Origin of the sequence: Brevundimonas basaltis, from assembly GCF_014202075.1 — a bacterium.
In the GTDB taxonomy this organism is placed as follows: Bacteria; Pseudomonadota; Alphaproteobacteria; order Caulobacterales; family Caulobacteraceae; genus Brevundimonas; species Brevundimonas basaltis.
The window spans coordinates 287,883-312,801 of record NZ_JACHFZ010000001.1 but is presented as its reverse complement, the minus strand read 5'-3'; the positions used below and the strand labels follow the sequence as shown (position 1 = coordinate 312,801).

Sequence of the window (24,919 nt, the reverse complement as noted above, 5' to 3'; positions counted from 1 at the left end):
GATGCGGGCGATCGCGCTCATCGGTCGATCGTCCCCGTCCGCCGGATCTTCTTCTGCAGTTGCAGCAGCCCGTAGAGCAGCGCCTCCGCCGTCGGCGGGCACCCCGGCACATAAGCATCGACAGGAACAACGCGGTCGCAGCCGCGCACTACACTGTAACTATAGTGGTAATACCCGCCGCCATTGGCGCACGAACCCATCGAAAGCACGTAACGCGGGTCTGGCATTTGATCGTATACTTTACGGAGCGCCGGAGCCATCTTGTTGGTCAGAGTGCCGGCGACGATCATCAGGTCGGACTGACGCGGGCTGGCGCGTGGGGCCATGCCGAACCGCTCCATGTCGAAGCGCGGCATCGACGCCTGCATCATCTCCACGGCGCAGCACGCGAGGCCGAAGGTCATCCACATCAGCGAGCCGGTCCGGGCCCAGTTGATGACATCGTCCAGCGAGGTGGTGATGAAGCCGCGCTCGCCCAGTTCGGCGTTCACGGCCTCGAAGAACTTGTCGTGCACGGCCGGGTCATAGCCCTCGACCAGCGTTCGCCCGGCCCGGCCGAAGGCGACCGGCGATGACGGGGCCATAGACGGCGATGCGCCCTGGTTGCCCACGCCGATCAGCGGCAGGGTGTTGTCGGTGGTCACTCCCATTCGAGGGCGCCCTTCTTCCATTCATAGATGAAGCCGACGGTCAGCACGCCGAGGAAGACCATCATCGACCAGAAGGCGAAAACCATCCCGGCGCGCGACAGGTCGAACATCGACACCGCCCATGGGAACAGGAACGCCACCTCGAGGTCGAAGATGATGAACAGGATCGAGACCAGGTAGAAGCGCACGTCGAACTTCATGCGCGCGTCGTCGAAGGCGTTGAAGCCGCACTCATAGGCCGACAGCTTCTCTGAGTCCGGGTTCTTCGGCGCGAGCACCCAGGCCGCCAGCATGAAGCCGAGCCCAAGCGCCGCCGCGATCCCGAGAAAGACCACGATCGGCAGATATTCGAGAAGATATGCGTTCATCCGTATGGAACCTCGTCCGCCTTCGAGGGAGGGGGCGGATTCGGCGCTTTCTAGACCCGGAACCGCCGCCGTTCAAACCCATGCGGCGAAAGGTTTTTCTTGAGAATGGTTCGCAGCAATTTCAGGCAATGACCCCGCCGTCCGACGACGCGGAAAATCTGTCGAACCGGCGCGCATCCTCGCTTGACAGTGCGAGGCGCCCCCGCCTAAACGACGCCCCTCGCCGCGACGCACTGCTTCGCGGCCGGGAAACGCGGGTGTAGCTCAGTTGGTTAGAGTGCCGGCCTGTCACGCCGGAGGTCGCGGGTTCGAGCCCCGTCACTCGCGCCATTCCCTCTGATTTTGCAGTCAGGGAATGGCGCTTTCCGCTCCGCGAGCGGTCCTTCAAAAAAATCCGAAAAGCTTCGAGCCGTCAGTTGCGTCCGGCGATGAGGACATTGCTGACGCGGCGGCCCAGCGGGTCGCGCGATTGCCAGGTCTCGCCGACGCTGGCTTCGATCATCTCGGTGCAGAAGCGCGGGATCAGCATGTTCGGCCGAATGTTGGTCAGACAAAGCTTCTCGCCCCGCACCGCCCAACGGGCCGAAAGGCGCCGACCGTCAGAGAATTGGGCCGCGTATGTACCGTCTGGATTAAACCAGTGCTTGACCCAGCCGCCGTCCGGATACCGAGACAGCACCGTGTTTCCGAAAGCGGCGTTGATGTCGGCCCGGCCGGGCGTCGCCACAAGACAGGCTGCTGCGATGGTCGCCACGGCAAGCGTACGAAGCATACGGAACCCCTGATCAGCCTTCCCCCTGCGGGACTATTAACAATCAGTTAGGGAATGCCAAGCCCTCTCACCGCTCTCGCGAATAGTTGACTCTGGCGTGGGGGCTTCTATATGCGGCCCACGTTCGGAACAGGACTGGCGAATCCGCGCCGCCCGCACGCCCATAGCGAGGGCGGTTCCGCGACATCGCACGACGGCCCGATGCGCGGGACGTCCTTCAGTTCAGTTCCAAAGGATTCATGACCGAATTTTCCCAGCTGGGCCTCTCGCCCACGACCCTGCAGGCGGTCGCCGATACCGGCTACACCACCGCCACCCCCATTCAGGCCCAGGCCATTCCGGTCGCCCTCGCGGGGCGCGACGTTCTCGGCATCGCCCAGACCGGCACCGGCAAGACCGCCGCCTTCACTCTCCCCCTGATCGACCGCCTGTCGAAGGGTCGCGCCCGCGCCCGCATGCCGCGCGCCCTCGTGCTGGCGCCGACCCGTGAGCTGGCCGACCAGGTCGCCTCCAGCTTCGAAAAATACGCCAAGGGCACCAAGCTGAGCTGGGTGCTGCTGATCGGCGGCGTCTCCATGGGCGACCAGGTGGCGGCGCTGAACAAGGGCGTCGACGTGCTGATCGCCACGCCCGGCCGCCTGCTCGATCTTTTCGAGCGCGGCAAGATGCTGCTGACCGGCGTCGAACTGATGGTGGTCGACGAGGCGGATCGCATGCTCGACATGGGCTTCATCCCCGACATCGAGCGCATCTTCAAACTGACGCCGCCCAAGCGCCAGACGCTGTTCTTCTCGGCCACCATGCCGCCCGAGATCACCCGACTGACGACCCAGTTCCTCAAGGACCCGACCCGCATCGAGGCCTCGCGCCCGGCGATGACGGCCGAGACCATCACCCAGTACCTCGTCCGCATCCCGTCCAGCGACCCAAAGATGAAGCGCGCTGCGCTGCGCGCCCTGATCGGCCGTGATGACGTGAGCAACGGCATCGTCTTCTGCAATCGCAAATCCGAGGTCGATGTCGTCGCCAAATCGCTGAAGCGGCACGGCTTCGACGCGGCGCCGATCCACGGCGACCTCGACCAGTCGCTGCGCATGAAGACCCTTGCGGCCTTCCGCTCGGGCGAGCTCAAGCTGCTGGTGGCTTCGGACGTCGCGGCCCGCGGGCTCGATATTCCCGACGTCAGCCACGTCTTCAACTACGACGTCTCGCACCACGCCGACGACTACGTCCACCGCATCGGCCGCACCGGCCGCGCGGGCAAGACCGGCCAGACCTTCATGATCGTCACCCCCGGCGACGACCGGTCGCTCGACAAGGTCCTGAAGCTCATCAAGATGGCCCCCGAGGAGCTGACGCTGGACAGCGCCGACCTCGGCGGCGGCGGCGGTCGCCGTCCGGACAAGTCGGAGCGCGCCGAGCCCGCGCCTCGCGAACGCGGCGAACGCCCGGCCCGCTCGCGCCGCGCCCCGGCGGCGAGGACCGAGGACGTCGAAGCCGTCGCCCAGACACCCGCCGCGACCGTCACGGAAGAATCGCCCGAGGCCGAGGTCCCCGCCACCCCGGTCCGCCGGAGCCGTAGTCGTCGAGGTGGCCGATCCGCGCGGACCGAGGCGCCGGCCGAAGCCGTCGCAGCGCCCGTCGAAGCCCCGGCTGCCGTCGCCGCGGATCCCGTTGCACAGGAACGGCCGGCGCAAGAGGCGCATCTGCGCCAGTCCGATCGCCGCGGCGCCCGCCCGGCCGCGGAACCGCAGCGCAGCAACGGCCGTCCGTTCGGCGAATCCGAAGTGCCGGCCTTCCTGCGCCGCGCCGTGTCCGTGAAGGGCTGACAGCGACCGCAATTCCTTTTCGTCAGCCGTTGATTTAACTCGACGTTACGGAAGCCGGGGCTAGCGTCACGGCAAGAGGTCGCCGACCAAGGCGATCCGGCAAGGGACGTCGATGACTGAAGCGGTCGAATCCACGCTGCGGGGACCCGAGGCCTATTCAATGGCGCGTCGGGCCGTCGAGGCGATGGAGGCCGCGTCGGTTTGGCCGACCCCGCTCAACTTCGAGCTTTGGCTTCGGTGCATCGGCGAGCCCGACGGTGCGCTCGGCCGCGAGATCCAGCGCATGCTGGCCGCCGGAGAACCCTTCACCGAGGGCGCGGCCGAGCTTCTCGCTGCCGAATATTTGCCGCGCGGCCGCCTGACCGAGGAGATCCGCGACGCCGGTCGGGTGCTGGATCGCGAGCTGTCCAGCGTGACGGAAGCCATCTCACTGGCCCACAAGGCCCAATCTGACTACGGCCGCACCCTTGAAGGCGCCGCGGGCAGTCTGGAGTCTGCGGATGGCGCCCCCCAGCTTCGGGCCATCGTTTCCGGCCTGACGACCGCCACCCACAAGATTCAGAAAGACAACGAGACCCTCGAGAAGAAGCTGGAGCTCTCGACGCGCGAGATCGCCCGTCTCAGCGCCAACCTCGAACAGGTGCGGCGCGACTCGATGACCGACGCCCTGACGAATCTCGCCAACCGCAAGGCCTTCGACGAACAGTTGGACCGCGCCCGCGAGACCGCCCTCACCAAGGGCGCGCGACTGTCGCTGGCGGTAGTCGACATCGACCATTTCAAACGCTTCAACGACACCTGGGGTCATCAGACCGGTGATCAGGTGCTGCGCTACGTCGCCAGCGTGCTCGGCAAGGCGGCCAATGCACCGCGAACCGCCGCCCGATACGGCGGCGAGGAGTTCGCCATGATCTTCCCGGACGAGTCCCTGTCCGAGGTCGAGATAGCGCTGGAGAGCGTCCGCAAGGAGATCGGCTCTCGCACGCTGCGCCGCCGCTCGACCAACGACGACCTCGGCGCGGTGACCGTCTCGATCGGTTTCGCCCACTGGCGCGGCGGCGAGACCGCCGCCAGCCTGCTGGGGCGCGCCGACGCCGCCCTCTACGCCTCCAAGCGCTCGGGCCGCAATCGCGTCACCAGCGCCGACCGGCTCGACAGCGCGGCCTAGAACCCGCGCCGAGTCGCGGCATAGTCGTCCGATGCGAAGCTTGGCCTTCAACATCGCCTACTGGGTCCTGTCGATCGGCTATACCCTGGCCGCTGTGATCGCGGCCCTCGCGCCCGGGCGCGCAGCCACCGGCTGGATCATCCGTCGCTATGTCAAACGCATGGTCCAGGCCATGCGGCTGCTGGCCGGCATCCACGTCCGCTACCGCGGTGAAGATCGGCTGCCAAGCGGCGCCTTCATCATCGCCGCCAAACACCAGAGCTGGGGCGACGGCTTCACCGTCTACGACCGTTTCGAGGACCTCGCCTTCGTGACCGGCGACCATCTCGAGAAATTCCCGCTGATGGCCACCGTGTTGCGCAAGCTGGGGGCTATCGTGGTCAACAATTGCGGCGGGCGGGACGCTCGCGACGCCCTGAAGAGCCGGGCCGCCGACGCCCACCGCGACGGGCGAAAGATCCTCATCTATCCGGAGGGTAATCTGGCGAAGGTCGGCGAGAAGTTCCGCTACCGCTCGGGCGTCTGGCATATGTACCGCGACTTCGACATGCCGGTCGTGCCGGTGGCGACGAACCTCGGCCTGTTCTGGCCGCAGGAGGCGTTCCGGAAACGTCCGGGCCTGGCCACGCTGGAGTTCCTCGACCCCATCCCCACCGGCCTGCCCAAGGACCAGTTTCTCGCCCGACTCGAAGCCGCCGTCGAAGGCAGGACCGCGGAACTGGTCGCCGAGGCTACCGGCGCCGCCGTAACTCCGGCGATCCAGGTGCCGGCGCCGGACGAGTTGGCCAGGGCGGCGAAGCTCCCGGCCGCTCAGGCCTGACTGTCGTCCCGCGCCGCCGCCGGCACGATGGTGACGCTCTCGCCGCAGCCGCAGGCGTCGGTCTGGTTCGGATTGCGGAAGACGAATTTCGACGCCAGTTTCGTGGTTTCGTAGTCGATCTCCGAGCCGATCAGGAACAGGATCGCCTTCGGATCGATGACCACCGTCGCGCCCTTGTCGGTGACCACCTCCTCCAGAGGCCCGATCTCGTCCGCCAGGGCGAAGGTGTATTCCTGCCCCGCGCAGCCCGCGTTCTTGACCCCGACGCGCAAGCCCTTGTGCCCGCCGGCCTCGGTCAGGGCGCGCACGCGTTCGGCCGCGGCCTCGGTCAGGGTGACGACGGCGGGGCGCGGACGGCGTTGGCGGGGCGTGGTCTGAAGCTCGCTCATCTCGTCCTCAGAACATGTTCAGGGCCAGCTTGGCCTCGTCGCTCATCTTCGACGGATCCCACGGCGGGTCGAACACCAGTTCGGCCCGGGCCGACCGGACCCCGTCGACCTTCTTCACCGCATCCTCGACCCAGCCCGGCATCTCGCCCGCGACCGGGCAGCCGGGCGCGGTCAGGGTCATCTCGATCGCCACGTCGCGGTCGTCCGACAGGTCGACCTTGTAGATCAGCCCCAGCTCGTAGATGTCGACGGGGATTTCCGGATCGAACACCGACTTCAGCGCGGCGATGATGTCGTCGGTCAGCCGGTCGATCTCGCCCTGCTCCAGCGCGCCCTTCTGCGGCGCGTCCCAGGCCTCGGCGAAGGCCGGGCTGTCGTTGAACTGTCCCTCGGGGGTGGTCATGCAAAAAACTCACGGGCCTTGATCAGGGCGTCGGCGAAGGCGTCGGCGTCCTCGGTCGTATTATATAGGGCGAAGGAGGCGCGGGCGCTCGACGTCAGGCCGAAGCGTTTCGCCAGCGGCTCGGCGCAGTGCAGCCCGGCGCGCACCGCTACGCCATACCGGTCCATCACCTGGGCGATGTCGTGAGCGTGGGCCCCGTCGACGGTGAAGGTCAGGATAGCCCCCTTCCCCTCCGCCTCGCCGACCACCTTCAACCAGTTGACGCCGTCCAACCGCGCCCGGGCATGGTTGTACAACGCCTGTTCGTGGGCGGTGATCGCCGCCTTGTCGAACTGGCTCAGCCATTCGATCGCCGCGCCCAGCCCGATGGCCTCGACGATCGGCGGCGTCCCCGCCTCGAACCGGTGCGGCGGTTTGGCGTAGGTCACGCGGTCGCGTTCGACCGTCTCGATCATCTCGCCGCCGCCCTGGTATGGCGGCAAGGCCCCCAGCGCCTCAGCCGTCCCGTACAGAGCGCCGATCCCCGACGGCCCGTAAAGCTTGTGGCCGGTGAAGACGTAGAAGTCGCAACCGATAGCCTGGACATCCGGCGCCGCGTGCACCGCCCCCTGGCAGCCGTCGATCAGCACCCGCGCCCCGGCGTCGCGGGCCATCTCCGTGATCTTCCGCACCGGATTGATGGTCCCCAGCACGTTCGACATATGGGTGACCGCGACGACCTTCGTCCTCGGCCCCAGCAGGTCGGCGTAGGCCGCCATGTCCACCGAGCCGTCGTCCAGAACCGGAATCCACTTCAGCACCGCCCCGTGCCGCTCGCGCAGCAGGTGCCAGGGCACAATGTTGGAGTGGTGCTCCATCTCCGAGACGATGATCTCGTCGCCCGGCTCGATGGACTGGCCGATCCCCGCCGCCACCAGGTTGATCGCCTCGGTGCCCCCCTTGGCCCAGACGATGTTCGACGCCGCTTCCGCGTTCAGGAACCGCGCCACGCTCTCCCGCGCCGCCTCGAACGCCTCGGTCGTCTCATTGGCGAGGGTGTGCAGGCCGCGATGGACGTTGGCGTAGCCGCCCTCCATCGACCCCACCATGGCGTCGATCACCGCCCGCGGCTTCTGCGCCGAGGCGGCCGAGTCCAGATAGACCAGCGGCCTGCCGTTCACCTGACGGGACAGGATCGGGAACTGGGCCCGCGCCGCATAGGGATCGAAGCGGGTCACAGGCGAGCCGTCAGCCATTCCCGCACCACCTCTCTCGCGCCCTCATGCTCGATCCGGTCGACCACCTCGATCAGGAAGGCTTCGGTCAACAGGGCCCGCGCCTCGTCCAGCGGCAGCCCGCGCTGCTGCATGTAGAACAGGGCGTTCTGGTCCAGATTGCCCACCGTATTGCCGTGCGCGCACTGCACGTCGTCGGCGTAGATGATCAGCTCCGGCTTGGCGTCGACCTCGCCGCGCTCGGACAGGATCAGGGCGTGATGCCCCATCCGCGCATCGGTGCCGTCGGCCCCGCGTTCGACAATGATCTTGCCCTGGAAGACGCCGCGCCCGGCGTCGCGCACTACCCCCTTGGTCAGTTGCGAGGTCGTGCCGTCAGCCGCCGTGTGATCGACCACGCTGGTCAGGTCCGCCTGCCGCGCGCCGGTCAGGGCGTAGAGGCCGTCCATCCGCACATCGGCGCCCTGCCCCAGATGCGTCACCTCGGTCTCCAGCCGCTGCAGCTTCGCCCCCGTGGTGACGACGGTCTGGCGGTAACGGCCGCCCGGCGCGACCCGCACCCGGGCCTGCGAGATTGAGATGGCGTCCTCCGGCTCGTCGGCCAGCACGATCCGCGTCACCTCGGCGTCGTGCGCCACATCCAGCTCCAGCCGGTTGTGCGCCACATAGGCCGAGCCCTCGCCCTCGTGGGTTTCGAGGATCAGCAGCTTCGCCCCGGCCCGGGCCGAGATCCGCGCCGTCGTCGCGTGCCCCGTCGCCTCGGCCTTCGAGATAAGCCGCAGCCGCACCGTCTGCGTCCCGCAGGCCATCAGGGTGTTCACCCCGACCGCCCGGCCGTTGACGAAGGCCATCGGCTCGCCGCCCAGCCCCTCGAAAGGCCCGCCCCCGGTCATCGGGATCGCCGCCGACGGCGACGGCGCGGGCGCCTCGCGCAGATATTTGCGCAGGTCGCTGTATTTCCACGCCTCGACCCGTCGCGACGGGAAGCTGGACGCGTCCTTCAGATCGATGACCGGAAGCGCGCTCACGCGGCGGCCGGCAGATACTGGTCGTACCCGTCCGCCTCCAGCTGGTGCGCCAGCTCCGGCCCGCCCGAGGCGACGATCCGCCCGGCGACCAGCACATGCACCCGGTCCGGTTTGATGTAGTCCAGCAGACGCTGATAGTGGGTGATCACCAGCATGGCCCGCTCGGGGCTGCGCATGGCATTGACCCCGTCGGCGACGATGCGCAGGGCGTCGATGTCCAGGCCCGAATCCGTTTCGTCGAGGATCAGCAGCGACGGCTCCAGCAGGGCCATCTGCAGGATCTCCATCCGCTTCTTCTCGCCGCCCGAGAAGCCGACGTTGAGCGGCCGCTTCAGCATGTCGAAATCCATGCGCAGCTTCTCGGATGCCGCCTTGACGAGCTTCAGGAAATTCGGCGCCGAAACCTCCTCCTCGCCCCGCGCCCGCCGCTGGGCGTTCAGCGCCGTGCGTACGAAGGTCAGGGCCGGGACGCCCGGGATCTCGATCGGATACTGGAACGACAGAAAGACGCCCTTCGCCGCCCGCTCGGCGGGTTCCAGCGCCAGCAGGTCCTCGCCCTTCCAGGCAACGGCGCCCTCGGCCGCCTCATAGCCCGGCCGCCCCGACAGGGCATAGCCCAGCGTCGACTTGCCGGCCCCGTTCGGCCCCATGACGGCGTGCACCTCGCCGGCCGGCACATCGAGGCTCAGGCCCTTGAGGATCGGCTTGTCGCCGACGGAGACGTGGAGGTTGTTGATTTTCAGCACGCGATTGAACCTTGAAACTTGAAATCCGTCACCCTCGGGCTTGTCCCGAGGGCCCATCCGTCGGCGTCCGCGAACCACCGATCATCGGGCGAGGTGGCTGTGCCGAACGAGCCGCGTGACTGAGCAATGGGTCCCCGAGACAAGCCCGAGGATGACGGGGGGTGGACCGATGCGCGGAAGCTACTCGTCTGTCGGTCCGTGTTTCCAGACCGGCGGCCGGTCCCAATCGAGCGACAGGTCCAGCCAGTGAGGATTGTCCCTTTCGATCAGATTGATCTTCCAGTCGCGCCGATACCGCTTGATGGCCTTCTCGCGCCTGATGGCGGTGGTCATGAACTCGAAGGTCTCGAACCAGACCAGCCGGGTGAGCCGATGCTTCCTGGTGAAGCCGCCGAACGTCCCGTCCCGATGTTGCCGGACGCGCTGATAAAGGTTGCTGGTCACCCCGACGTACAACGTTCCGTACGGTCCGTTGGTCATGATGTAGACGGCTATGAGAACGCGCTCCCTCGCCATAAGGCCGAGCTTGCATCGCGATGGGTCCTCGGGACAAGCCCGAGGATGACGAAGCGGGGGTGACGATCATCCCACGCTCCCTTCCAGCGAGATCGCCACCAGCTTCTGCGCCTCGACGGCGAACTCCATCGGCAGTTCCTGCAGCACGTCGCGGACGAAGCCGTTGACCAGCAGGGCCACCGCCTCCTCCTGCGACAGGCCGCGCTGCTGGGCGTAGAACAGCTGGTCGTCGGACAGGCGCGTCGTCGTCGCCTCGTGCTCCAGCTGGGCCGAGCCGTTGCGGGCCTCGATATAGGGCACGGTGTGCGAGCCGCACTCCTTGCCGATCAGCAGGCTGTCGCACTGGGTGAAGTTGCGCACCCCGGTCGCCTTCGGATGCACCGACACCAGGCCGCGATAGGTCGAGTCCGACTTCCCGGCCGAAACCGCCTTGGCGATGATCCGGCTCTTCGAATTCTTGCCGAGGTGGACCATCTTTGTGCCGGTGTCGGCCTGCTGATGCCCATTGGTGATGGCGATCGAATAGAACTCGCCCGAGCTCTCCTCGCCCTTCAGCAGGCAGGACGGATACTTCCAGGTGACGGCCGAGCCGGTCTCGACCTGGGTCCACGACACCTTCGACCGGTCCCCGCGGCAGTCGGCGCGCTTGGTGACGAAATTGTAGATGCCGCCCTTGCCCTCTGCGTCGCCGGGGTACCAGTTCTGCACCGTCGAATATTTGATCTCGGCGTCGTCCAGCGCGACCAGTTCGACCACCGCCGCATGCAGCTGGTTCTCGTCGCGCATCGGGGCGGTGCAGCCCTCCAGATAGGAGCAGTAGCTGCCCTTGTCGGCGATGATCAGCGTCCGCTCGAACTGCCCCGTCTGGCTCGCATTGATGCGGAAATAGGTCGACAGCTCCATCGGGCAGCGCACGCCCGGCGGGATGTAGACGAACGATCCGTCCGAAAACACCGCGCTGTTCAGGGCCGCGAAATAGTTGTCCGAGACCGGCACCACCGACCCCAGATACTGGCGCACCAGCTCCGGATGTTCGCGCAGCGCCTCGGAGATCGGCATGAAGATCACTCCGACCTTCTGCAGCTCCTTCTTGAAGGTGGTGACCACGCTGACGCTGTCGAACACCGCGTCCACGGCATAGCGCGGCGCGCCCTCGACCCCGGCCAGCACTTCCTGCTCCTTCAGCGGGATGCCCAGCTTGGCGTAGACGGCCAGCAGATCCGGATCGACCTCGTCGAGGCTCTTGGGCCCCTCTTTCTTCTTCGGCGCGGCGTAGTAGAACAGGTCCTGATAGTCGACCGGCGTGTATTTCACCGAGGCCCAGGTCGGCTCCTCCATCGCCTGCCAGCGCTCGAACGCGGCCAGACGCCATTCCAGCATCCATTCCGGCTCGCCCTTCTTCTCCGAGATGAAGCGGACGATGTCGGCGTTCAGCCCGCGCGGGGCGTATTCCGTGTCGATGTCGCTGGTGAAGCCGTGCTCGTATTTTTCGAGGGCGGCGACGGCGTCGATGGTTTCTTTAACAGCGACCATGACTTACGCGACCTTCTTCGTGCGATCTGACTGGCGCGCACGATGCTTCTGATAGGCGGCTACCCAGGCCTCGGCGAACCGGTCCCAGTCGCTTTCGACCGTGCCCCAGCCGCCCGAGACGCGGATGCCGCCGGTGGCCAGCGCGGCGCGGCCGGTCGCCAGAATGGCCCGCGACGGCTTGGTCTTGCCCGAGGAACAGGCGCTGCCCGCCGACACCATCAGCCCCATCAGGTCGAGGGTGATCAGCTGCTGCGGGCTCTCCCAGTCGGGCACGGCCATGAACAGGGTGTTGGGCAGCCGCTCGGCGCCCTCGCCGATGATGGTCGCCCCGGCGGCCTTGACCTTCGACTCGGCCGCGTCGCGCCAGGCGGCGTGGGCCTCGACGTGCGGCAGGTCGCGGGCGGCGCAGACCGCGCTCTCGCCGAAGCCGGCGATGCCCGGCACATTCTCGGTGCCCGCGCGCAGGCCGCGCTCCTGTCCGGCGCCGTGGACGATGCGGATCGCCTCGCGGCCCTCGCCCATGACCAGCGCTCCGACCCCCTGCGGCCCGCCGAGCTTGTGCGCGGACAGGGTCAGGCTGTCGGCCTTCAGGGTCCGGATATCGACCGGAAGCTTGCCCGCCGATTGGATGGCGTCGACGTGCAGCCAGCCGCCCGCCGACCGCACCAGCCGCGCCGCCTCGGCGATCGGCTGGATCACGCCGCTCTCGTTGTTGGCGTGATGGATGGCGACCACGGCCTTGCCCGGCAGGCCCAGAAGCTGGCGCAGCTTGTTCAGATCGACCACCCCGCGGGCGTCGACCGGCAACATCTTGACCGGCTTGCCCGAGGCGATGGCCGCCTCGGCCACGCACGGATGCTCGGTCGCGCCGACGATCAGCCGCTCGCAGCCCGCCGCCAGCGCGCTCAGAATCGCCTGGGCGTTGGACTCCGTGCCCCCGGACGAGAAAACCACCGCCGTCGCGTCGGCCCCGACCAGTTCGGCCACCTGGGCCCGCGCCGTCTCGACCCGCGCCCGCGCCCGCCGCCCGGCCGCGTGCACCGCCGACGGATTGCCGTTGTCGGCCAGCGCCCTGGCCATGACGTCCTGAACCTCCGGGCGAACGAGGCCCGACGCATTGTAATCGAGATACACAGGACTCACGCCGCTACTCCAACACCCGCATCGCGACGCCGCGCGCCCGTGCGGTTCATAACCACGTCTTCCAGCGACACCCCGGCCAGATAGCGGTGGATCTCGTCGCCGAGGTCCTCCCACAGATTGTGGGTGATGCAGCGCTCGCCGGCCATCATGCAGCCCTTGGGCGACGAATGACCGATGCAGCGCGTCGCCCGGATCGGCTCGTCGACCGCCAGCACGATCTCGGCCACCACCGTCTCGTCCGCGCCCTTGGCCAGCCGGTAGCCGCCGCCGGGTCCGCGCACGCTCTGCACCAGACCGCTCTTGCGCAGGCGGGCGAACAGCTGCTCCAGATAGCTCAGCGAAATCTCCTGCCGCGCCGCGATCTCGGCCAGCGACACCGCCCGCTGCACTCCGTTGGCGCGGCCGTTCTTGGCCAGATCGGCCATCGCCATCACCGCGTATCGTCCCTTGGTCGACAGTCGCATCGCGCGCCCTCAAAATTTGCGCGCATTTCGGGGGTCCTGTGCTAGAACCCGCGCCTTCGCAAAGGCGTCGGCGCGCACGGCGGACTTAGAAAGTCCTACCGCCGCGGTCAAGTATTACGCACCTGCGAAACGACAGTTGAACACGGATTTCGCCGCTTATGCCTGAAGTCATTCTGCCCGGGGCCTCGGGCCGCATCGAAGGCCGCTATTCGCCGGGCAAGCGCCCGAACGCCCCGATCGCCCTGATCCTGCACCCCCACCCCAAGGCGGGCGGGCATATGAACAACCCGGTCGCGGTCACCCTCTATCAGTTGTTCGTCAAGCGAGGCTTCGCCACCCTGCGCTACAACAGCCGCGGCGTCGGAAAATCGCAGGGCGAGTTCGATTCGGGGATCGGCGAGCTGGCCGACGCGGCCACCGCCCTCGACTGGCTGCAGGCCCAGAACCCCGGCGCCACCCAGACCTGGGTCGCCGGCTACCAGTTCGGCGCCTACATCGGCATGCAGCTCTTGATGCGCCGCCCCGAGACCGACGGCTTCATCTCGGTGTCGCCGCCGTCGAACATGTACGACTTCAGCTTCCTCGCCCCCTGCCCGGCCTCGGGCCTGTTCCTGCACGGCACCGCCGACACCGTCGTGCCGCCGGTCGAGGTCGAGCGGGTGGTCAACAAGCTGCGCACCCAGAAGGGCATCGTCATCGACTACGAACTCGAGGACGGCGCCACCCACTTCTGGCAGGACCACATCGACGCCGTCGAACGCCGCGTCGGGCTGTATCTGGACAAGCGGCTGGAAGAGAAGCCTGCCTGACCCGTCCGCGCATTAACCCAAACTAGGATTGCTGCTGTAATCAGCGCAAAGTTCGGGGGATATTAATGTTTCGCACTGTTTTGACAGCCTTCGCCGTCGCGGCTGCCAGCCTGATATCGGTGGGCGCGGCATTGGCCCAGGGGGCGATTCCCGAGCAACGGGAGTTTTGCGCTGACCGGCCCGGCAAGGGCGCAGCAACCTGCGTCCTGGATCAGGGCGTGGTCCAGGTCGAGAGCGGCCTGGTTGATTTCGCCAGCCATCGCGACGCCGCCTTCAAGATCGAGAGCTGGGCGGTTGCCAGCACCCTGATCCGCTACGGCCTGACCCCCTTGCTGGAGGTTCAGGTCGGCCTGACGCCCTGGCAGACCGAAAGCGTCACCGACCGCCAGACAGGCGATCAGGACAGCGTTGAAGGGGTTGGGGATCTGTTCCTCAGCGCCCGCCGGGCACTGGGCAATCCCGACGGTTCAGGCCGGTCGGCGGCGATCCAGGGCTACCTGACCCTCCCGACCGGCTCCGATGCGGTTCGCGCGGACGGCATCGAAGGCGGGTTGGTCCTGCCGTTCGGCCTGCCGATCGATCACAATTGGAGCCTGGCGCTGACCCCCGGGATCGACATCGTCCGCGACGCCGACGGCGAAGGTTCGCATGTGGCCTGGGGAATGGTCGCCGGTCTTGGCCGCGATGTCGGTGACTGGAACCTCGGCGCCGAAGTCTGGGTCAGCCGCGACGAAGACCCGCTGGACGAGGTCACCCAATCCACCTTCGATCTGACCGCTGTATGGAGCCCGCCATTCATGGCCAACGCCCAGATCGACTTCGGCCTCAATTTCGGCCTCAACGACCAGAGCCCGGACCTCGAGTTCGGCGTCGGGGTGGCGCGGCGGTTCTGATCAGTACAGAAGATAGGGGTCGCGCAAGGTCATCCATGCGGCCTCATCCAGCCCGGCCATCGCATCCAGATCGGCCGGCGTCGCCGCTGCATCGTCTACCCACTCCCGCAGCCCCGGCCCCCCGTTGATCACGTCGATGGGCAGTTTCCCGAACGCGTATTCGTACGGAAAATCCCGCCACAGCTCATAGTCCGGATATAGCCGCCGGATCGCCTTGAAGGCGAGCGCCTGCACCCGCCACGGCCGGAACGCCGCATGGTCGTAGCCCGGTCCCGCCACATGCATCTGCACCCCGTTGCACAGCGTGCCGACGTGTTTGTGGAAGGTCGGCTCGAACCAGATGTCGCGCAGCACGCAGCCCTCCAGCCACTGCGGCGCGAAGGCCTGCATCTCCGCGATCACCGCCCGGGCGTCGATGTCCGGCGCCCCGAACAGCTCCAGCGGCCGGGTCGTGCCCCGCCCCTCCGACAGGGTCGTCCCCTCCAGCATCACCGTCCCTGCATAGGCCCGCGCCATCGACACATTGGGCGCATTGGGGCTGGGATTGATCCACTCGCGCTCCAGCAGCGGCCAGCCGTAGCCCGGTCCCGCCTCGGGCTCCCAGCCCTCCATCCCGATGACGCGATAGTCCACATCCAGCTTGAACCGGTCGATGAACCACAGCCCCAGCTCGCCCAGGGTAAGGCCGTGCCGCATCGGCATCGGTCCCGCGCCGACGAAGCTCTCCCAGCCCGGCCGCAGCGTCAGCCCCTCGACCGGCCGACCGGCGGGGTTGGGGCGGTCCAGCACCCACACCGTCTTGCCGTGCTCGGCCGCGGCCTCCAGCACATAGAGCAGGGTCGTGATGAAGGTGTAGATGCGGCAGCCCAGATCCTGCAGATCGACCAGCAGCACGTCAAAGGTCTGCATCGAGGCGTCGGTCGGCCGCCGCACCTCGCCGTACAGGCTGAACACCGGAATGCCGAGCCGCGGGTCGGTCTCGTCCGGCGTCTCCATCATATTGTCCTGCAGGTCGCCGCGCATGCCGTGCTGCGGCCCGAAGGCGGCGGTCAGCTGTATGTCCGGACAGGCCGCCAGCGCGTCCATCGCGTGCGTCAGGACCGCCGTCACCGAGGCCGGATGCCCCAGCACGGCCACCCGCTTGCCCCTGAGCGGCGCCCGCAGCGCGGGATCGGACAACAGGCGGTCGAGGCCGGTCTTCATGGCAGGTCCAGAACGAACGAGTCGGGATGGTGGAAGTCCGGCTTAGCCGACGGATGGGCCAGCGCCCAATAGCTCATCGCGCCATCGGCCCCCTCGATCACCGCCGACAGCCCCAGCCGCTTCGCTCCGGGCGGCAGCGCGATCCGCGCCTCCAGCGCCATCATATCCCCCGCGCCGTCCAGACCTTCCACCGTCGCCACCTCGTCCGCCGCCCTCATCCCGATCCGCGGTCCGTTGAACCGGTACGAGGCCCACTGGTTCGATGGCGACAGATTGTATTCGACGTAGCCGTCGTCCGTGCTGACGAACGCCTCGAAGCAGGTGTGCCGCCACAGGTCGTCGGCGCGCCCCGGCGCCGTCGCGGCCGGCCAGGCGATCCGCTCCACCTCGCCCCGCACCACGAACCGCAGCCACAGCAGCAGGCCGTCCCGTTCGATGTGCACCTCGACGCCCGCCGCCGGCGTCTCGCCGGCGCCGGGATGCGGCTGCAACACCGCTGACGGAGCCGGAGCTGTTCGCGCTTCCATGCCCCCGTGCTACACGCCCCTTCCCTCCCAAGCCAAGCCTGATCCCCGAGCCATGACCGCCGAGCCCGCCTTCCAGTCCGACTTCCTGAAAACCCTCCAGGCGCGCGGCTACATCCATCAGATCACCCACCCGGCCGAGCTCGACGCCGCGGCCTCCGAAGGCGTGGTTACCGGCTACATCGGCTTCGACGCCACCGCCCCGTCGCTGCACGTCGGCAGCCTGATCCAGATCATGATGCTGCGCCGCCTGCAGCAGGCCGGCCACAAGCCGATCGTCCTGATGGGCGGCGGCACCACCAAGGTCGGCGACCCGACCGGCAAGGACGCCTCGCGGCCCCAGCTGACCGACGAGACCATCCAGTCCAACATCGCCTCCATCAAGACGGTGTTCGAGAAATTCCTGACCTTCGGCGACGGCCCGACCGACGCGGTCATGCTCGACAACGACCAATGGCTGTCGACCTACGGCTACATCCAGTTCCTGCGCGACTACGGCACGCATTTCACCGTCAACCGGATGCTGGCCTTCGACTCGGTCAAGCTGCGGCTGGAACGCGAACAGCCGATGACCTTCCTCGAGTTCAACTACATGCTGATGCAGTCTGTGGACTTCCTCGAGTTGAACCGCCGTTACGGCTGCACCCTGCAGATGGGCGGATCGGACCAGTGGGGCAACATCGTCTCGGGCGTCGATCTGGTTCGCCGCGTCGATCACAAGGCCGCCTTCGGCCTGACCACGCCGCTGCTGACCACCGCCTCGGGCGGCAAGATGGGCAAGACGGCCCAAGGCGCTGTGTGGCTGAACGCCGAACAGCTGTCGCCGTACGACTACTGGCAGTTCTGGCGCAACGTCGACGACGCCGACGTCGGCAAATTCCTGCGCCTGTTCACCGACCTGCCGCTGGACGAGATCGCCCGGCTCGAGGTGCTGGACGGCGCCGCCATCAACGACGCCAAGAAGGCCCTGGCCGACGCCGCGACGACGATGCTGCACGGCGCGGACGCCGCCTCGACGGCGCGCGCCGCCGCCGAAAGCGCTTTCGAGCAGGGCAAGCTGTCCGCCGACCTGCCGACCGTCGAGATCCCGGCGGGCGAGGTCATCGGCGCCATGATCGCCGCCGTCGCCACGCGCGCCGGCCTGACCGCCTCCAACGGCGAGGCCCGCCGCCTGGCCCAGGGCGGCGGCCTGCGTCTCAACGACGAGGCCGTCTCCGACGGCGCCCGCCCGATCGAGGCCGCCGACGTCAACGCCGACGGCGTCTTCAAGCTCGCCGCCGGCAAGAAGAAGATCGTTCTGGTGCGGCCGGTCTGATTCCGCTCATCCCGGCGAACGCCGGGACCCAGTGCTTTGGGTGATGGTGCAGCGGGACGAAGAGACAGGCGGTTGTCCTGATGCGCTGGCGTCAGGCTGGACAGAACTGGGTCCCGGCGTTCGCCGGGATGAGCGGAGTTTGAAATGACCCACATCACCGAAGGCCAGCCGGCCCCCGCCTTCGACATGGCCGCCGCCGACGGCGGCCGCGTCGCCTCCGCCGCCCTCAGCGGCAAGCCCTACGTCCTCTACTTCTACCCCAAGGCCGACACCCCCGGATGCACCACCGAGGGCCAGGACTTCTCCGCCCTCGCCGACGACTTCGCCGCCGCCGGCGCGACCGTGATCGGCGTGTCGCGCGACCCTGTGAAGAAGCTCGACCGCTTCAAGGCGAAATATGACCTCAAGGTCGACCTCGCCTCCGACGAACCCGGCGACGTCACCGAAGCCTTCGGCGTCTGGGTCGAGAAATCGCTCTACGGCCGCACCTATATGGGCGTCGAGCGGGCCACCTACCTGATCGACGGCGAGGGCCGCGTCCGGCGCGTCTGGCGCAAGGTCAAGGTGAAGGGGCACGCGGCCGAAGTGCTGGACGCTGTTCGATCGCTCTGAACACCGACGAATCTACGTCGAAAGAGATGTAACGGCTGTTCCACAGATTCGCTGTTTCGCGTGCCAGGGGAAAATCCGGGCCGAATACCGTCGAAGTTCGCGTGAAAGCCCGCAAGGATGGTTAACAAGTCGTGAACAGACTTGTCCCCAGCGGCCAAGGTGGCGCATAACGCCTGCCGTGCGTGGGGGCGTGGCGTAATGACGAACCAGACGACTGAACGAAAGTCTCTGCTGGGTCGGTGGTTTCCGACCCGATATGTGTATCTGAGGGACGGCGACGACATCCGGGCCTGGGCCCTGACCCCGGGCCGTCAGGCGCTCGGCGCCGCGGCCGCCATAATCATCGGCGGCTGGTGTCTCGTCGCCTCGGGCGGCTTCGCTCTCGACCTGATAATGCAGAGCCAGGCCGACCGCACGGTGGCCCAGGCCCGCGCCGCCTCGGAGCGTCTCAACGCCGACCTGCAGGCCCGCCTCGACAGCGCCGTCGTGCGCATGACGGCCACGACCGGCTCGCTCGACGAAATGGCCCGGATGGTCGAGCGTCGCCACGCCGCCCTGACCCAGGTCATGGGCATGTTCCGTGGGGTCGACGGGGCCCAGGCCGCCCTGACGCCCGCCGCGTCACTTGATCCGGACGAGCATTCGCCGGTGCAGCGCATGGTCGCGGTGCGGATGGATCAGGAACGGCTGATCGACCGCGCCGAGTCCGTCGCCCAGACCCGCGCCGAGCGCCTGCGCCTCGCCTTCCGCCTCGCCGGCCTGAACCCTTCGGCCTATGCGCCCAGCAACGGCGCCGGCCTCGGCGGCCCGCTGGTCGAAGCACGCGACCCCCGCGCCCTCGCCGCCATTCTCGACGTCGACGAACCCTTCGCCGTCCGCATCCGCAGCGCCGCCGACAATCTGTCCGACATGCGCCGACTGGCTGACGCCGCCGAAGGCATGCCGTTCCACCGGCCGACGGACGCGAGCACGACCTCGGGCTACGGCGTCCGTTTCGATCCATTCAACCGCCGCCCCGCCCTGCATCAGGGCCAGGACTTCGCCGCCGCTCTGAACACTCCGATCCGCGCGCCCGCTCCCGGCATTGTGTCATTCGTCGGCCTGCGTTCAGGGTATGGAAAGACCGTCGAGATAGATCATGGGCGTGGCTTCAAGACGCGCTTCGCCCACCTCAACTCCATGGCCGTCCGCCCCGGCCAGCGCGTTGCGCTGGGTCAGCGCATCGGGGCCATGGGCACGACCGGACGCTCCACCGGCGTTCACCTGCACTACGAGGTGTGGATGAACGGCCGTCCGCAAAACCCCGCCCGCTTCATGAGAGCCGGAGACCAACTTGTTCAACAAGACTAAATCCCCCGCCCCGCAGCCCCGCTCCGACACCGGCTCGGCCATCCCGCCCCTGCCCGACCTGCCGACACCGGGCGCGCCCGCCCCGGCCGCGGCGCCGGCCCCCCGCGGCGGCCCCTCCCCGGTCAGTTCGCGCGGCCTGTCGACCCTGTCCTCCGACCTGCAGTTCGACGGCAACATCTCCGGCGGCGGCGACCTCCAGATCGACGGCGCCATCAAGGGCGACGTCCGCGTCGGCCGGCTGATCGTCGGCGAGACCGGCGCGGTCGAGGGCAATGTCTCGGCCGACTACGTCGAGGTCCGCGGCCGCGTTGTCGGCGCCGTCTCCGGCAAACAGGTCAAGCTGATCGCCACCGCCTATGTCGATGGCGACATCACCGCCGAACAGCTGTCGATCGACATCGGCGCCTATTTCCAGGGCCGCGTCCTGCAGGGCCGCCGCGAGGCCCCCGCCGCCGCGCCCAAGCCCTCCACGGCCCCCGCCAGCGCCACGCCGCCCCACGGCGACGACCGCCCGCAGGTCATCGACATGAAGCCGGGGGCGTAATTTCTCTCCCTCCCCCTCAGGGGAGGGTCGTCGCGCAGCGACGGGGTGGGGGCGGCTCGAAAGAGCCGCCTTTTGCTTTGGAGTCGTCCCCACCCGGCTTCGCTCCGCTCAGCCACCCTCCCCGAACGGGGAGGGAGAATGGCCCCTACTCCACCGTACTCCCCCGCGTCTCCCCCACCCGCGCCGCCAGCGCCGCGCCCATGAATTGGTCGAGGTCGCCGTCCAGCACGCCCTGCGTATCCGAGGTCTCGACGTTGGTCCGCAGGTCCTTGACCATCTGATACGGCTGCAGAACGTAGGACCGGATCTGGTGGCCCCAGCCGATGTCGGTCTTGGCGTCGGCCAGCGCCTGGGCCGCCGCCTCGCGCTTCTGCAGCTCCAGCTCGTACAGCCGCGCCCGCAGCATCTTCCACGCCTGTTCGCGGTTCTGGTGCTGCGACCGCCCGGCCTGACAGGCCACCACCGTATTGGTCGGGACGTGGGTCAGACGCACGGCGGAGTCGGTCTTGTTGATGTGCTGGCCGCCCGCGCCGGAAGCCCGGTAGGTGTCGGTGCGCACGTCAGCCGGGTTGATGTCGATCTCGATGGCGTCGTCGACCACGGGCGAGACCCCGATCGAGGCGAAACTCGTGTGCCGCTTGGCCGCCGCGTCATACGGACTGATCCGCACCAGCCGGTGCACGCCCGATTCCGACTTCAGCCAGCCATAGGCGTTCGGGCCCTTGATCAGGATGGTGGCGGACTTGATGCCGGCCTGTTCGCCGCCCTCCTCCGCCTCGACCTCGACCTCATAGCCGTGCGCCTTCGCCCAGCGCGAATACATCCGCAGCAGCATGCCGGCCCAGTCGTTGGACTCGGTGCCGCCGGCGCCGGAGTTGACCTCCAGATAGGCGTCGTTGCCGTCGGCCTCGCCGGACAGCAGGGCCTCCAGTTCGGCCCGGGCGGCCCGGTCCTTGATCGCCTTCAGCGAGGCGCGCGCCTCCTCGAGGGTGGCTTCGTCGCCCTCCTCGTCGGCCATGTCGGCCAGCATGACCCCGTCCTCGAGGCCCTGCTCCATCTCCTTGACGGCGTTGATCTGGCTCTCCAGCCGCGAGCGGTCGCGGCTCACGGCCTGGGCCTCGTCGGGGTTGTCCCACAGGCTCGGGTCTTCGACCCGGGCGTTCAGCTCATCGAGCTTTCGGACGGCGACATCCCAGTCAAAGACGCCTCCTGAGCAGAGCGACGCTCTGCTCGATGTCGGCCTTCGCGGCCTCGACATCCGGTCTCATCGCATTCTCCGGCGATCCAAAGGTGAGGCGCGGACATAGAGCGGTCGGCGCCGAAGGGGAAGGGGAAGGGGGTTCTCAGGGCTTAGGTCTTGGGGCTTAGGAGGAGCGCGGCGCTGCTCAAGCCCCAAGCACCAAGCCCCAAGCCCTAAGCTCTAAGCCCTCCCGTCAGTACAGCCCGCTCAAATCCTCCGCCGGTTCCTTCTTGGGCGGCGGCGGCGTGGTCGGCGGCGGCGGGGCGGGCGCCGGAGTCGAGGGCGGCAGGCCGGCCGCCTCCTCCCGCTCCCGGCGAAGGATATCGTTGTAGTTCTGCGGCCCGGTCGGGACCTCGGGGCGTGGGGCCTCCTGCTCGCGCCGGCGCTCGGTGCCGGGACGGAAGGCCTCCTCGATGCCGTTGACCGTGCGGAACACGGCACCCCGGGGCCGCACGAATTCCCGCGCCGGCCGCTTCTTCAGGGCCACCTGCATGAACTCGTTGAACACCGGCACAGGCCCCGTGGCGCCGGTTTCGCCGGTGCCCAGCGGGCGGTTGTCGTCGAAGCCGATGAACACCCCGACCACGATGTCGGACGAGAAGCCGACGAACCAGGCCGAGCGGTACTCATTGGTCGTGCCGGTCTTGCCCCCGACCCAGCGGCCGAGCCCGCGGGCGCTGGCCCCCGTGCCGCGCTGGATCACGCCCTCCAGCATCGAGCTGATCTGATAGGCGGTGATCGGGTCCAGCACCTGGGTCCCGCGCGGCTCAAGCCGCGGCGACTCCTGGCCGCTGAACGGCCGGCTGCACTCGCGGCAGCGGCGGTCGTCGGCGCGGAAAATGGTCTCGCCGTTCCGGTCCTGCACGACCTCGATCAGATAGGGGTCGATCTTGCGCCCGCCGTTGACGAAGGCGGCGTAGGCGGCGGTCAGCCGGTACGGCGTCGTCTCCCCCGCCCCCAGCGACACCGACAGGTTGGGCTGCAGATTGTCCGACACCCCCATCTTCCTGGACAGGTCGACGATGTTGTTCATGCCCACCGCTTGGGCCAGACGCACGGTCATGACGTTGCGCGACAGCTCCAGCCCGCGCCGCAGCGTCTGCGGCCCGTAGTACTGCCGGCTGTAGTTCTCCGGGGTCCAGCGCTCGCCATTGCGGCCGCCCGCGAAGCTGATCGGCGCGTCCAGCACGATCGAGGCCGGGGTGTAGTCCCCTTCCAGCGCCGCCGCATAGACGAACGGCTTGAAGGCGGAGCCGGGCTGGCGCTCCGCCTGGGTCGCCCGGTTGAAGCTCGACAGGGCGTAGGAATAGCCCCCGACCATGGCCAGCACCCGCCCGGAGTGCGGCTCGATGGCCACCAGCGCCCCGTTCACCGCCGGCACCTGTTTCAGCGCATACTGACCGCCGCTCGGTTCCACGAAGATCAGGTCGCCGCGCTTCAGCGGCCGGTTGGCGTTGGCCCAGGCCGCGTCGGCGCTGAGCAGCGTCCCGGTCTCGCCGTTGGCGGCCAGCCGTACGCGCACGGTATTGCCCGAGACGCTGTCCACCGCCGCCGCCCGCCAGGCCCGCCGCTCCGGCGGCCGGGTCTGGTCCAGCGCCTTGTCCTGCCAGCCCTCGGCGAAATCGGTCGTGCCCCACGGCCCGCGCCAGCCGTGACGACGGTCGTAGTTCTCCAGTCCCTTCATCAGCGCGTCGCGGGCCGCCGACTGCAGTTCAGGGTCCAGCGTGGTCCGCATATAGTAGCCGCCGCGGTTGATCTCCTCGCGGCCGAACTGGGCGATGGCCCGGCGCCGGGCCTCCTCGACGAAAAAGTCGGCGTCGGCGTACTGCGCCCGGCGTGGCGCATCCTGGGTCACCAGCGGCCGGGCCCGGGCCGCGACCAACTGCTCCTCGGTGATGAAGCCGCTCTGTTCCATCTCGCCCAGCACCCAGTCGCGCCGGCCCTTGGCCGCCCCGGGATGCCGCTTCGGATGATAGTTGTTCGGCCCCTTGGGCAGGGCCGCCAGGAAAGCCGCCTCGTCCGCCGTCAGCTGATCCAGCGACTTGCCGAAATAGTTGTAGGCCGCCGCCGCCACGCCATACGACCGGTAGCCGAGGAAAATCTCGTTCAGATACAGTTCGAGAATCTGCGGCTTGGTCAGGGTCGCTTCCAGCCGGTTGGCGAGGATGGCTTCCTTGACCTTGCGGTTGATGCTGGTCTCATTGGTCAGCAGCACGTTCTTGGCGACCTGCTGGGTGATGGTCGAGCCGCCCTCCAGCCGCCGGCCGGTCGCGGCGTTGAAGATGTTCTTGAACATGGCCCGGCCCAGGCCCGACACGTCGACCCCGCCGTGGCTGAAGAAGTTGCGGTCCTCGGCGGCTAGGAAGGCCTGCACCACCGGCTCGGGGATCTGCTCGTACGACACATAGATGCGCCGCTCGTCCGAAAATTCGCCGATCAGGGTCCCGTCGCCCGCATAGACGCGCGTCGCCGTCGCGGGCCGGTAGTCGGCCAGCTCCGAGGCGTCGGGCAGGGCGTGGAACAGCCAGGCGGCGTAGATCGCCACGATCATCCCGATCAGCGCAATCCCGGCCAGCAGGCCGACGCCCGCCATCACGAACCAGCGTTCGGCAATCTTCACTTGGTACTCCGCATGACGCGCCCGGCCGGCAGGTTTAGCCCGCGTCGCCGCCCGCCGCCAGAGCCCCCGCGCGAAGCGCCAGTTCCTGTCGCGCCGCGGCCACGACGTCGGCGTCCATGTCGCCCTGCGCCGCCATCCAGCGCAGATAGTCGTCCGGCGCCTCGCCCCATGGCCGACCCCGGTGCTTGCCGAACGGAATTCGCTCCAGCCTGCGAGGCTCGCGCGTCCACTCCAGCATCTGCTCGACCGTCGCCGCCTTCAGCAGGTCGATCAGAATATGCGCCGTCACCCAGGCGTCCGGCCCCGCCCGGTGCGCCGGCAGGGCCAGCGCCGGGTCCAGCCGTAGGCCGCGCCAATAGCGCAGCACCTGGTTCGAATGCCCCGGCGCCTCGGGCCACACCTGTTTCGAGGCCCGCACGGTGCAGATCCAGGGCAGGCCGCCCGTCGCCGTATCGGCGATGAATCCCCGCTCGAACCGCGCCGAGTGGGCCACCATCACATCCGCCGGCTCCGCGAACAGGGCGCGCAGGGCGTATTCGTCGCAGTGCGGATCGTCGTCGCAGAAATCCTCCGGCGTCAGATGATGCACCGCCATAGCGTGGAACGAGATCGGTCCGCGCGGCCGGAACAGTTTCGACACGGGCGCCAAGGCGCGCCACCCATCGCCCTCGCGCACCACATCCACCACCCCGACCTCGATGATCTCCGAGGCCCGGTCCCCGCCGGTGGTTTCAAGGTCGACGACTCGCAGGCGCATTGTCGGGAA

General features: G+C 68.1%; 26 protein-coding genes and 1 tRNA gene. 10 read left to right on the top strand and 17 right to left on the bottom strand.

Annotation, left to right across the window (positions count from 1 at the left end; translation table 11 throughout):
* Nucleotides 1–17: 17 nt before the first annotated feature.
* The gene (locus HNQ67_RS01670; RefSeq protein WP_425486323.1) at nucleotides 18–671 is read right to left on the bottom strand and encodes a NuoB/complex I 20 kDa subunit family protein; all 654 of its coding nucleotides are present in this window, start codon (nucleotides 669–671) and stop codon (nucleotides 18–20) included.
* A complete protein-coding gene (locus HNQ67_RS01665; protein ID WP_183251745.1) occupies nucleotides 641–1,018 on the bottom strand; it encodes an NADH-quinone oxidoreductase subunit A in 378 nt (125 codons plus the stop codon). The genes HNQ67_RS01670 and HNQ67_RS01665 overlap by 31 nt, the downstream gene beginning before the upstream one ends.
* 253 nt (nucleotides 1,019–1,271) lie before the next feature.
* On the opposite strand from HNQ67_RS01665, the gene HNQ67_RS01660 reads away from it, so the two are divergent.
* A tRNA-Asp gene (locus HNQ67_RS01660) sits at nucleotides 1,272–1,348 on the top strand.
* A gap of 82 nt (nucleotides 1,349–1,430) precedes the next feature.
* On the opposite strand, the gene HNQ67_RS01655 is transcribed toward HNQ67_RS01660, so the two are convergent.
* Complete coding sequence (locus tag HNQ67_RS01655; RefSeq protein ID WP_183251743.1) at nucleotides 1,431–1,790, bottom strand: hypothetical protein; 360 nt, start codon at nucleotides 1,788–1,790, stop codon at nucleotides 1,431–1,433.
* 239 nt (nucleotides 1,791–2,029) lie between these two features.
* Here HNQ67_RS01655 and HNQ67_RS01650 point away from each other — a divergent pair, with 239 nt between their 5' ends.
* The 3 genes from HNQ67_RS01650 to HNQ67_RS01640 all read left to right on the top strand — a co-directional run bounded on the left by HNQ67_RS01650 (nucleotide 2,030) and on the right by HNQ67_RS01640 (nucleotide 5,607).
* Nucleotides 2,030–3,619, top strand: a complete 1,590-nt coding sequence (locus HNQ67_RS01650; RefSeq protein WP_183251741.1) for a DEAD/DEAH box helicase — start codon at nucleotides 2,030–2,032, stop codon at nucleotides 3,617–3,619.
* A 112-nt stretch (nucleotides 3,620–3,731) separates the two neighbouring features.
* Complete coding sequence (locus tag HNQ67_RS01645; protein WP_183251739.1) at nucleotides 3,732–4,787, top strand: GGDEF domain-containing protein; 1,056 nt, start codon at nucleotides 3,732–3,734, stop codon at nucleotides 4,785–4,787.
* A 31-nt stretch (nucleotides 4,788–4,818) separates the two neighbouring features.
* Nucleotides 4,819–5,607, top strand: a complete 789-nt coding sequence (locus HNQ67_RS01640; RefSeq protein ID WP_183251737.1) for a lysophospholipid acyltransferase family protein — start codon at nucleotides 4,819–4,821, stop codon at nucleotides 5,605–5,607.
* Here HNQ67_RS01640 and HNQ67_RS01635 read toward each other — a convergent pair.
* The 9 genes from HNQ67_RS01635 to HNQ67_RS01595 form a co-directional block, all read right to left on the bottom strand.
* Nucleotides 5,598–5,996 carry a HesB/IscA family protein gene (locus HNQ67_RS01635; protein WP_183251735.1) on the bottom strand — a complete coding sequence of 133 codons (399 nt, stop codon included), beginning with the start codon at nucleotides 5,994–5,996 and terminating at the stop codon, nucleotides 5,598–5,600. The two genes, HNQ67_RS01640 and HNQ67_RS01635, sit on opposite strands and share 10 nt — an antisense overlap.
* Nucleotides 5,997–6,003: 7 nt before the next feature.
* Nucleotides 6,004–6,399, bottom strand: coding sequence for an SUF system Fe-S cluster assembly protein (locus HNQ67_RS01630; protein ID WP_183251733.1), 396 nt, complete (start codon nucleotides 6,397–6,399; stop codon nucleotides 6,004–6,006).
* The gene (locus HNQ67_RS01625) at nucleotides 6,396–7,634 is read right to left on the bottom strand and encodes an aminotransferase class V-fold PLP-dependent enzyme (protein WP_183251732.1); all 1,239 of its coding nucleotides are present in this window, start codon (nucleotides 7,632–7,634) and stop codon (nucleotides 6,396–6,398) included. Before HNQ67_RS01625 ends, HNQ67_RS01630 begins: the two co-directional genes overlap by 4 nt.
* Nucleotides 7,613–8,641, bottom strand: coding sequence for a Fe-S cluster assembly protein SufD (gene sufD / locus HNQ67_RS01620; RefSeq protein WP_183251730.1), 1,029 nt, complete (start codon nucleotides 8,639–8,641; stop codon nucleotides 7,613–7,615). The genes HNQ67_RS01625 and sufD overlap by 22 nt, the downstream gene beginning before the upstream one ends.
* A complete protein-coding gene (gene sufC / locus HNQ67_RS01615; protein ID WP_183251728.1) occupies nucleotides 8,638–9,387 on the bottom strand; it encodes a Fe-S cluster assembly ATPase SufC in 750 nt (249 codons plus the stop codon). Before sufC ends, sufD begins: the two co-directional genes overlap by 4 nt.
* Before the next feature lie 180 nt (nucleotides 9,388–9,567).
* On the bottom strand, nucleotides 9,568–9,867 hold the full coding sequence (locus HNQ67_RS01610; protein ID WP_246347398.1) for a GIY-YIG nuclease family protein: 300 nt from the start codon (nucleotides 9,865–9,867) through the stop codon (nucleotides 9,568–9,570).
* Nucleotides 9,868–9,969: 102 nt separating this feature from the next.
* Nucleotides 9,970–11,436, bottom strand: a complete 1,467-nt coding sequence (gene sufB / locus HNQ67_RS01605) for a Fe-S cluster assembly protein SufB (protein WP_183251723.1) — start codon at nucleotides 11,434–11,436, stop codon at nucleotides 9,970–9,972.
* A 3-nt stretch (nucleotides 11,437–11,439) separates the two neighbouring features.
* The gene (locus HNQ67_RS01600) at nucleotides 11,440–12,579 is read right to left on the bottom strand and encodes an aminotransferase class V-fold PLP-dependent enzyme (RefSeq protein ID WP_183251721.1); all 1,140 of its coding nucleotides are present in this window, start codon (nucleotides 12,577–12,579) and stop codon (nucleotides 11,440–11,442) included.
* Nucleotides 12,576–13,043, bottom strand: a complete 468-nt coding sequence (locus HNQ67_RS01595) for an Rrf2 family transcriptional regulator (protein ID WP_183251720.1) — start codon at nucleotides 13,041–13,043, stop codon at nucleotides 12,576–12,578. Before HNQ67_RS01595 ends, HNQ67_RS01600 begins: the two co-directional genes overlap by 4 nt.
* Nucleotides 13,044–13,201: 158 nt before the next feature.
* Here HNQ67_RS01595 and HNQ67_RS01590 point away from each other — a divergent pair, with 158 nt between their 5' ends.
* Both HNQ67_RS01590 and HNQ67_RS01585 read left to right on the top strand, forming a co-directional pair.
* Nucleotides 13,202–13,852 (top strand): alpha/beta hydrolase, encoded by a 651-nt coding sequence (locus HNQ67_RS01590; protein WP_183251718.1) that lies wholly within the window; start codon nucleotides 13,202–13,204, stop codon nucleotides 13,850–13,852.
* A 65-nt stretch (nucleotides 13,853–13,917) separates the two neighbouring features.
* Entirely contained in the window at nucleotides 13,918–14,745 is an 828-nt protein-coding gene (locus HNQ67_RS01585) for a transporter (protein WP_183251716.1), read from the top strand.
* On the opposite strand, the gene HNQ67_RS01580 is transcribed toward HNQ67_RS01585, so the two are convergent.
* Together HNQ67_RS01580 and HNQ67_RS01575 are read right to left on the bottom strand one after the other, a co-directional pair.
* Nucleotides 14,746–15,948: an exo-beta-N-acetylmuramidase NamZ family protein gene (locus HNQ67_RS01580; RefSeq protein ID WP_183251714.1), complete on the bottom strand. Its 1,203-nt coding sequence runs from the start codon at nucleotides 15,946–15,948 to the stop codon at nucleotides 14,746–14,748. It abuts the gene before it with no gap.
* A complete protein-coding gene (locus tag HNQ67_RS01575) occupies nucleotides 15,945–16,475 on the bottom strand; it encodes a DOMON-like domain-containing protein (RefSeq protein WP_246347397.1) in 531 nt (176 codons plus the stop codon). The genes HNQ67_RS01580 and HNQ67_RS01575 overlap by 4 nt, the downstream gene beginning before the upstream one ends.
* Between HNQ67_RS01575 and tyrS the strand changes: the two genes are divergently transcribed.
* From tyrS to HNQ67_RS01555, 4 genes are all read left to right on the top strand, one after another.
* Nucleotides 16,474–17,787, top strand: a complete 1,314-nt coding sequence (gene tyrS, locus HNQ67_RS01570) for a tyrosine--tRNA ligase (RefSeq protein WP_183251712.1) — start codon at nucleotides 16,474–16,476, stop codon at nucleotides 17,785–17,787. The genes HNQ67_RS01575 and tyrS overlap by 2 nt on opposite strands.
* A 144-nt stretch (nucleotides 17,788–17,931) precedes the next feature.
* Entirely contained in the window at nucleotides 17,932–18,399 is a 468-nt protein-coding gene (locus HNQ67_RS01565; protein ID WP_183251710.1) for a peroxiredoxin, read from the top strand.
* A gap of 198 nt (nucleotides 18,400–18,597) precedes the next feature.
* Nucleotides 18,598–19,749, top strand: a complete 1,152-nt coding sequence (locus HNQ67_RS01560; protein ID WP_183251708.1) for a M23 family metallopeptidase — start codon at nucleotides 18,598–18,600, stop codon at nucleotides 19,747–19,749.
* Complete coding sequence (locus HNQ67_RS01555; protein ID WP_183251706.1) at nucleotides 19,733–20,293, top strand: bactofilin family protein; 561 nt, start codon at nucleotides 19,733–19,735, stop codon at nucleotides 20,291–20,293. Before HNQ67_RS01560 ends, HNQ67_RS01555 begins: the two co-directional genes overlap by 17 nt.
* A gap of 145 nt (nucleotides 20,294–20,438) precedes the next feature.
* Here HNQ67_RS01555 and prfB read toward each other — a convergent pair.
* The 3 genes from prfB to HNQ67_RS01540 form a co-directional block, all read right to left on the bottom strand.
* Nucleotides 20,439–21,561, bottom strand: a protein-coding gene (gene prfB / locus HNQ67_RS01550; RefSeq protein ID WP_183251704.1) for a peptide chain release factor 2 whose coding sequence is annotated in 2 segments (ribosomal slippage) — nucleotides 20,439–21,491 and nucleotides 21,493–21,561 — 1,122 coding nt in all. Because the reading frame shifts where the segments join, the coding sequence is not laid out codon by codon here.
* 165 nt (nucleotides 21,562–21,726) lie between these two features.
* The gene (locus tag HNQ67_RS01545) at nucleotides 21,727–24,126 is read right to left on the bottom strand and encodes a penicillin-binding protein 1A (RefSeq protein WP_183252719.1); all 2,400 of its coding nucleotides are present in this window, start codon (nucleotides 24,124–24,126) and stop codon (nucleotides 21,727–21,729) included.
* A gap of 61 nt (nucleotides 24,127–24,187) precedes the next feature.
* Complete coding sequence (locus HNQ67_RS01540; RefSeq protein WP_183251702.1) at nucleotides 24,188–24,910, bottom strand: exonuclease domain-containing protein; 723 nt, start codon at nucleotides 24,908–24,910, stop codon at nucleotides 24,188–24,190.
* Between the last annotated feature and the right edge of the window lie 9 nt (nucleotides 24,911–24,919).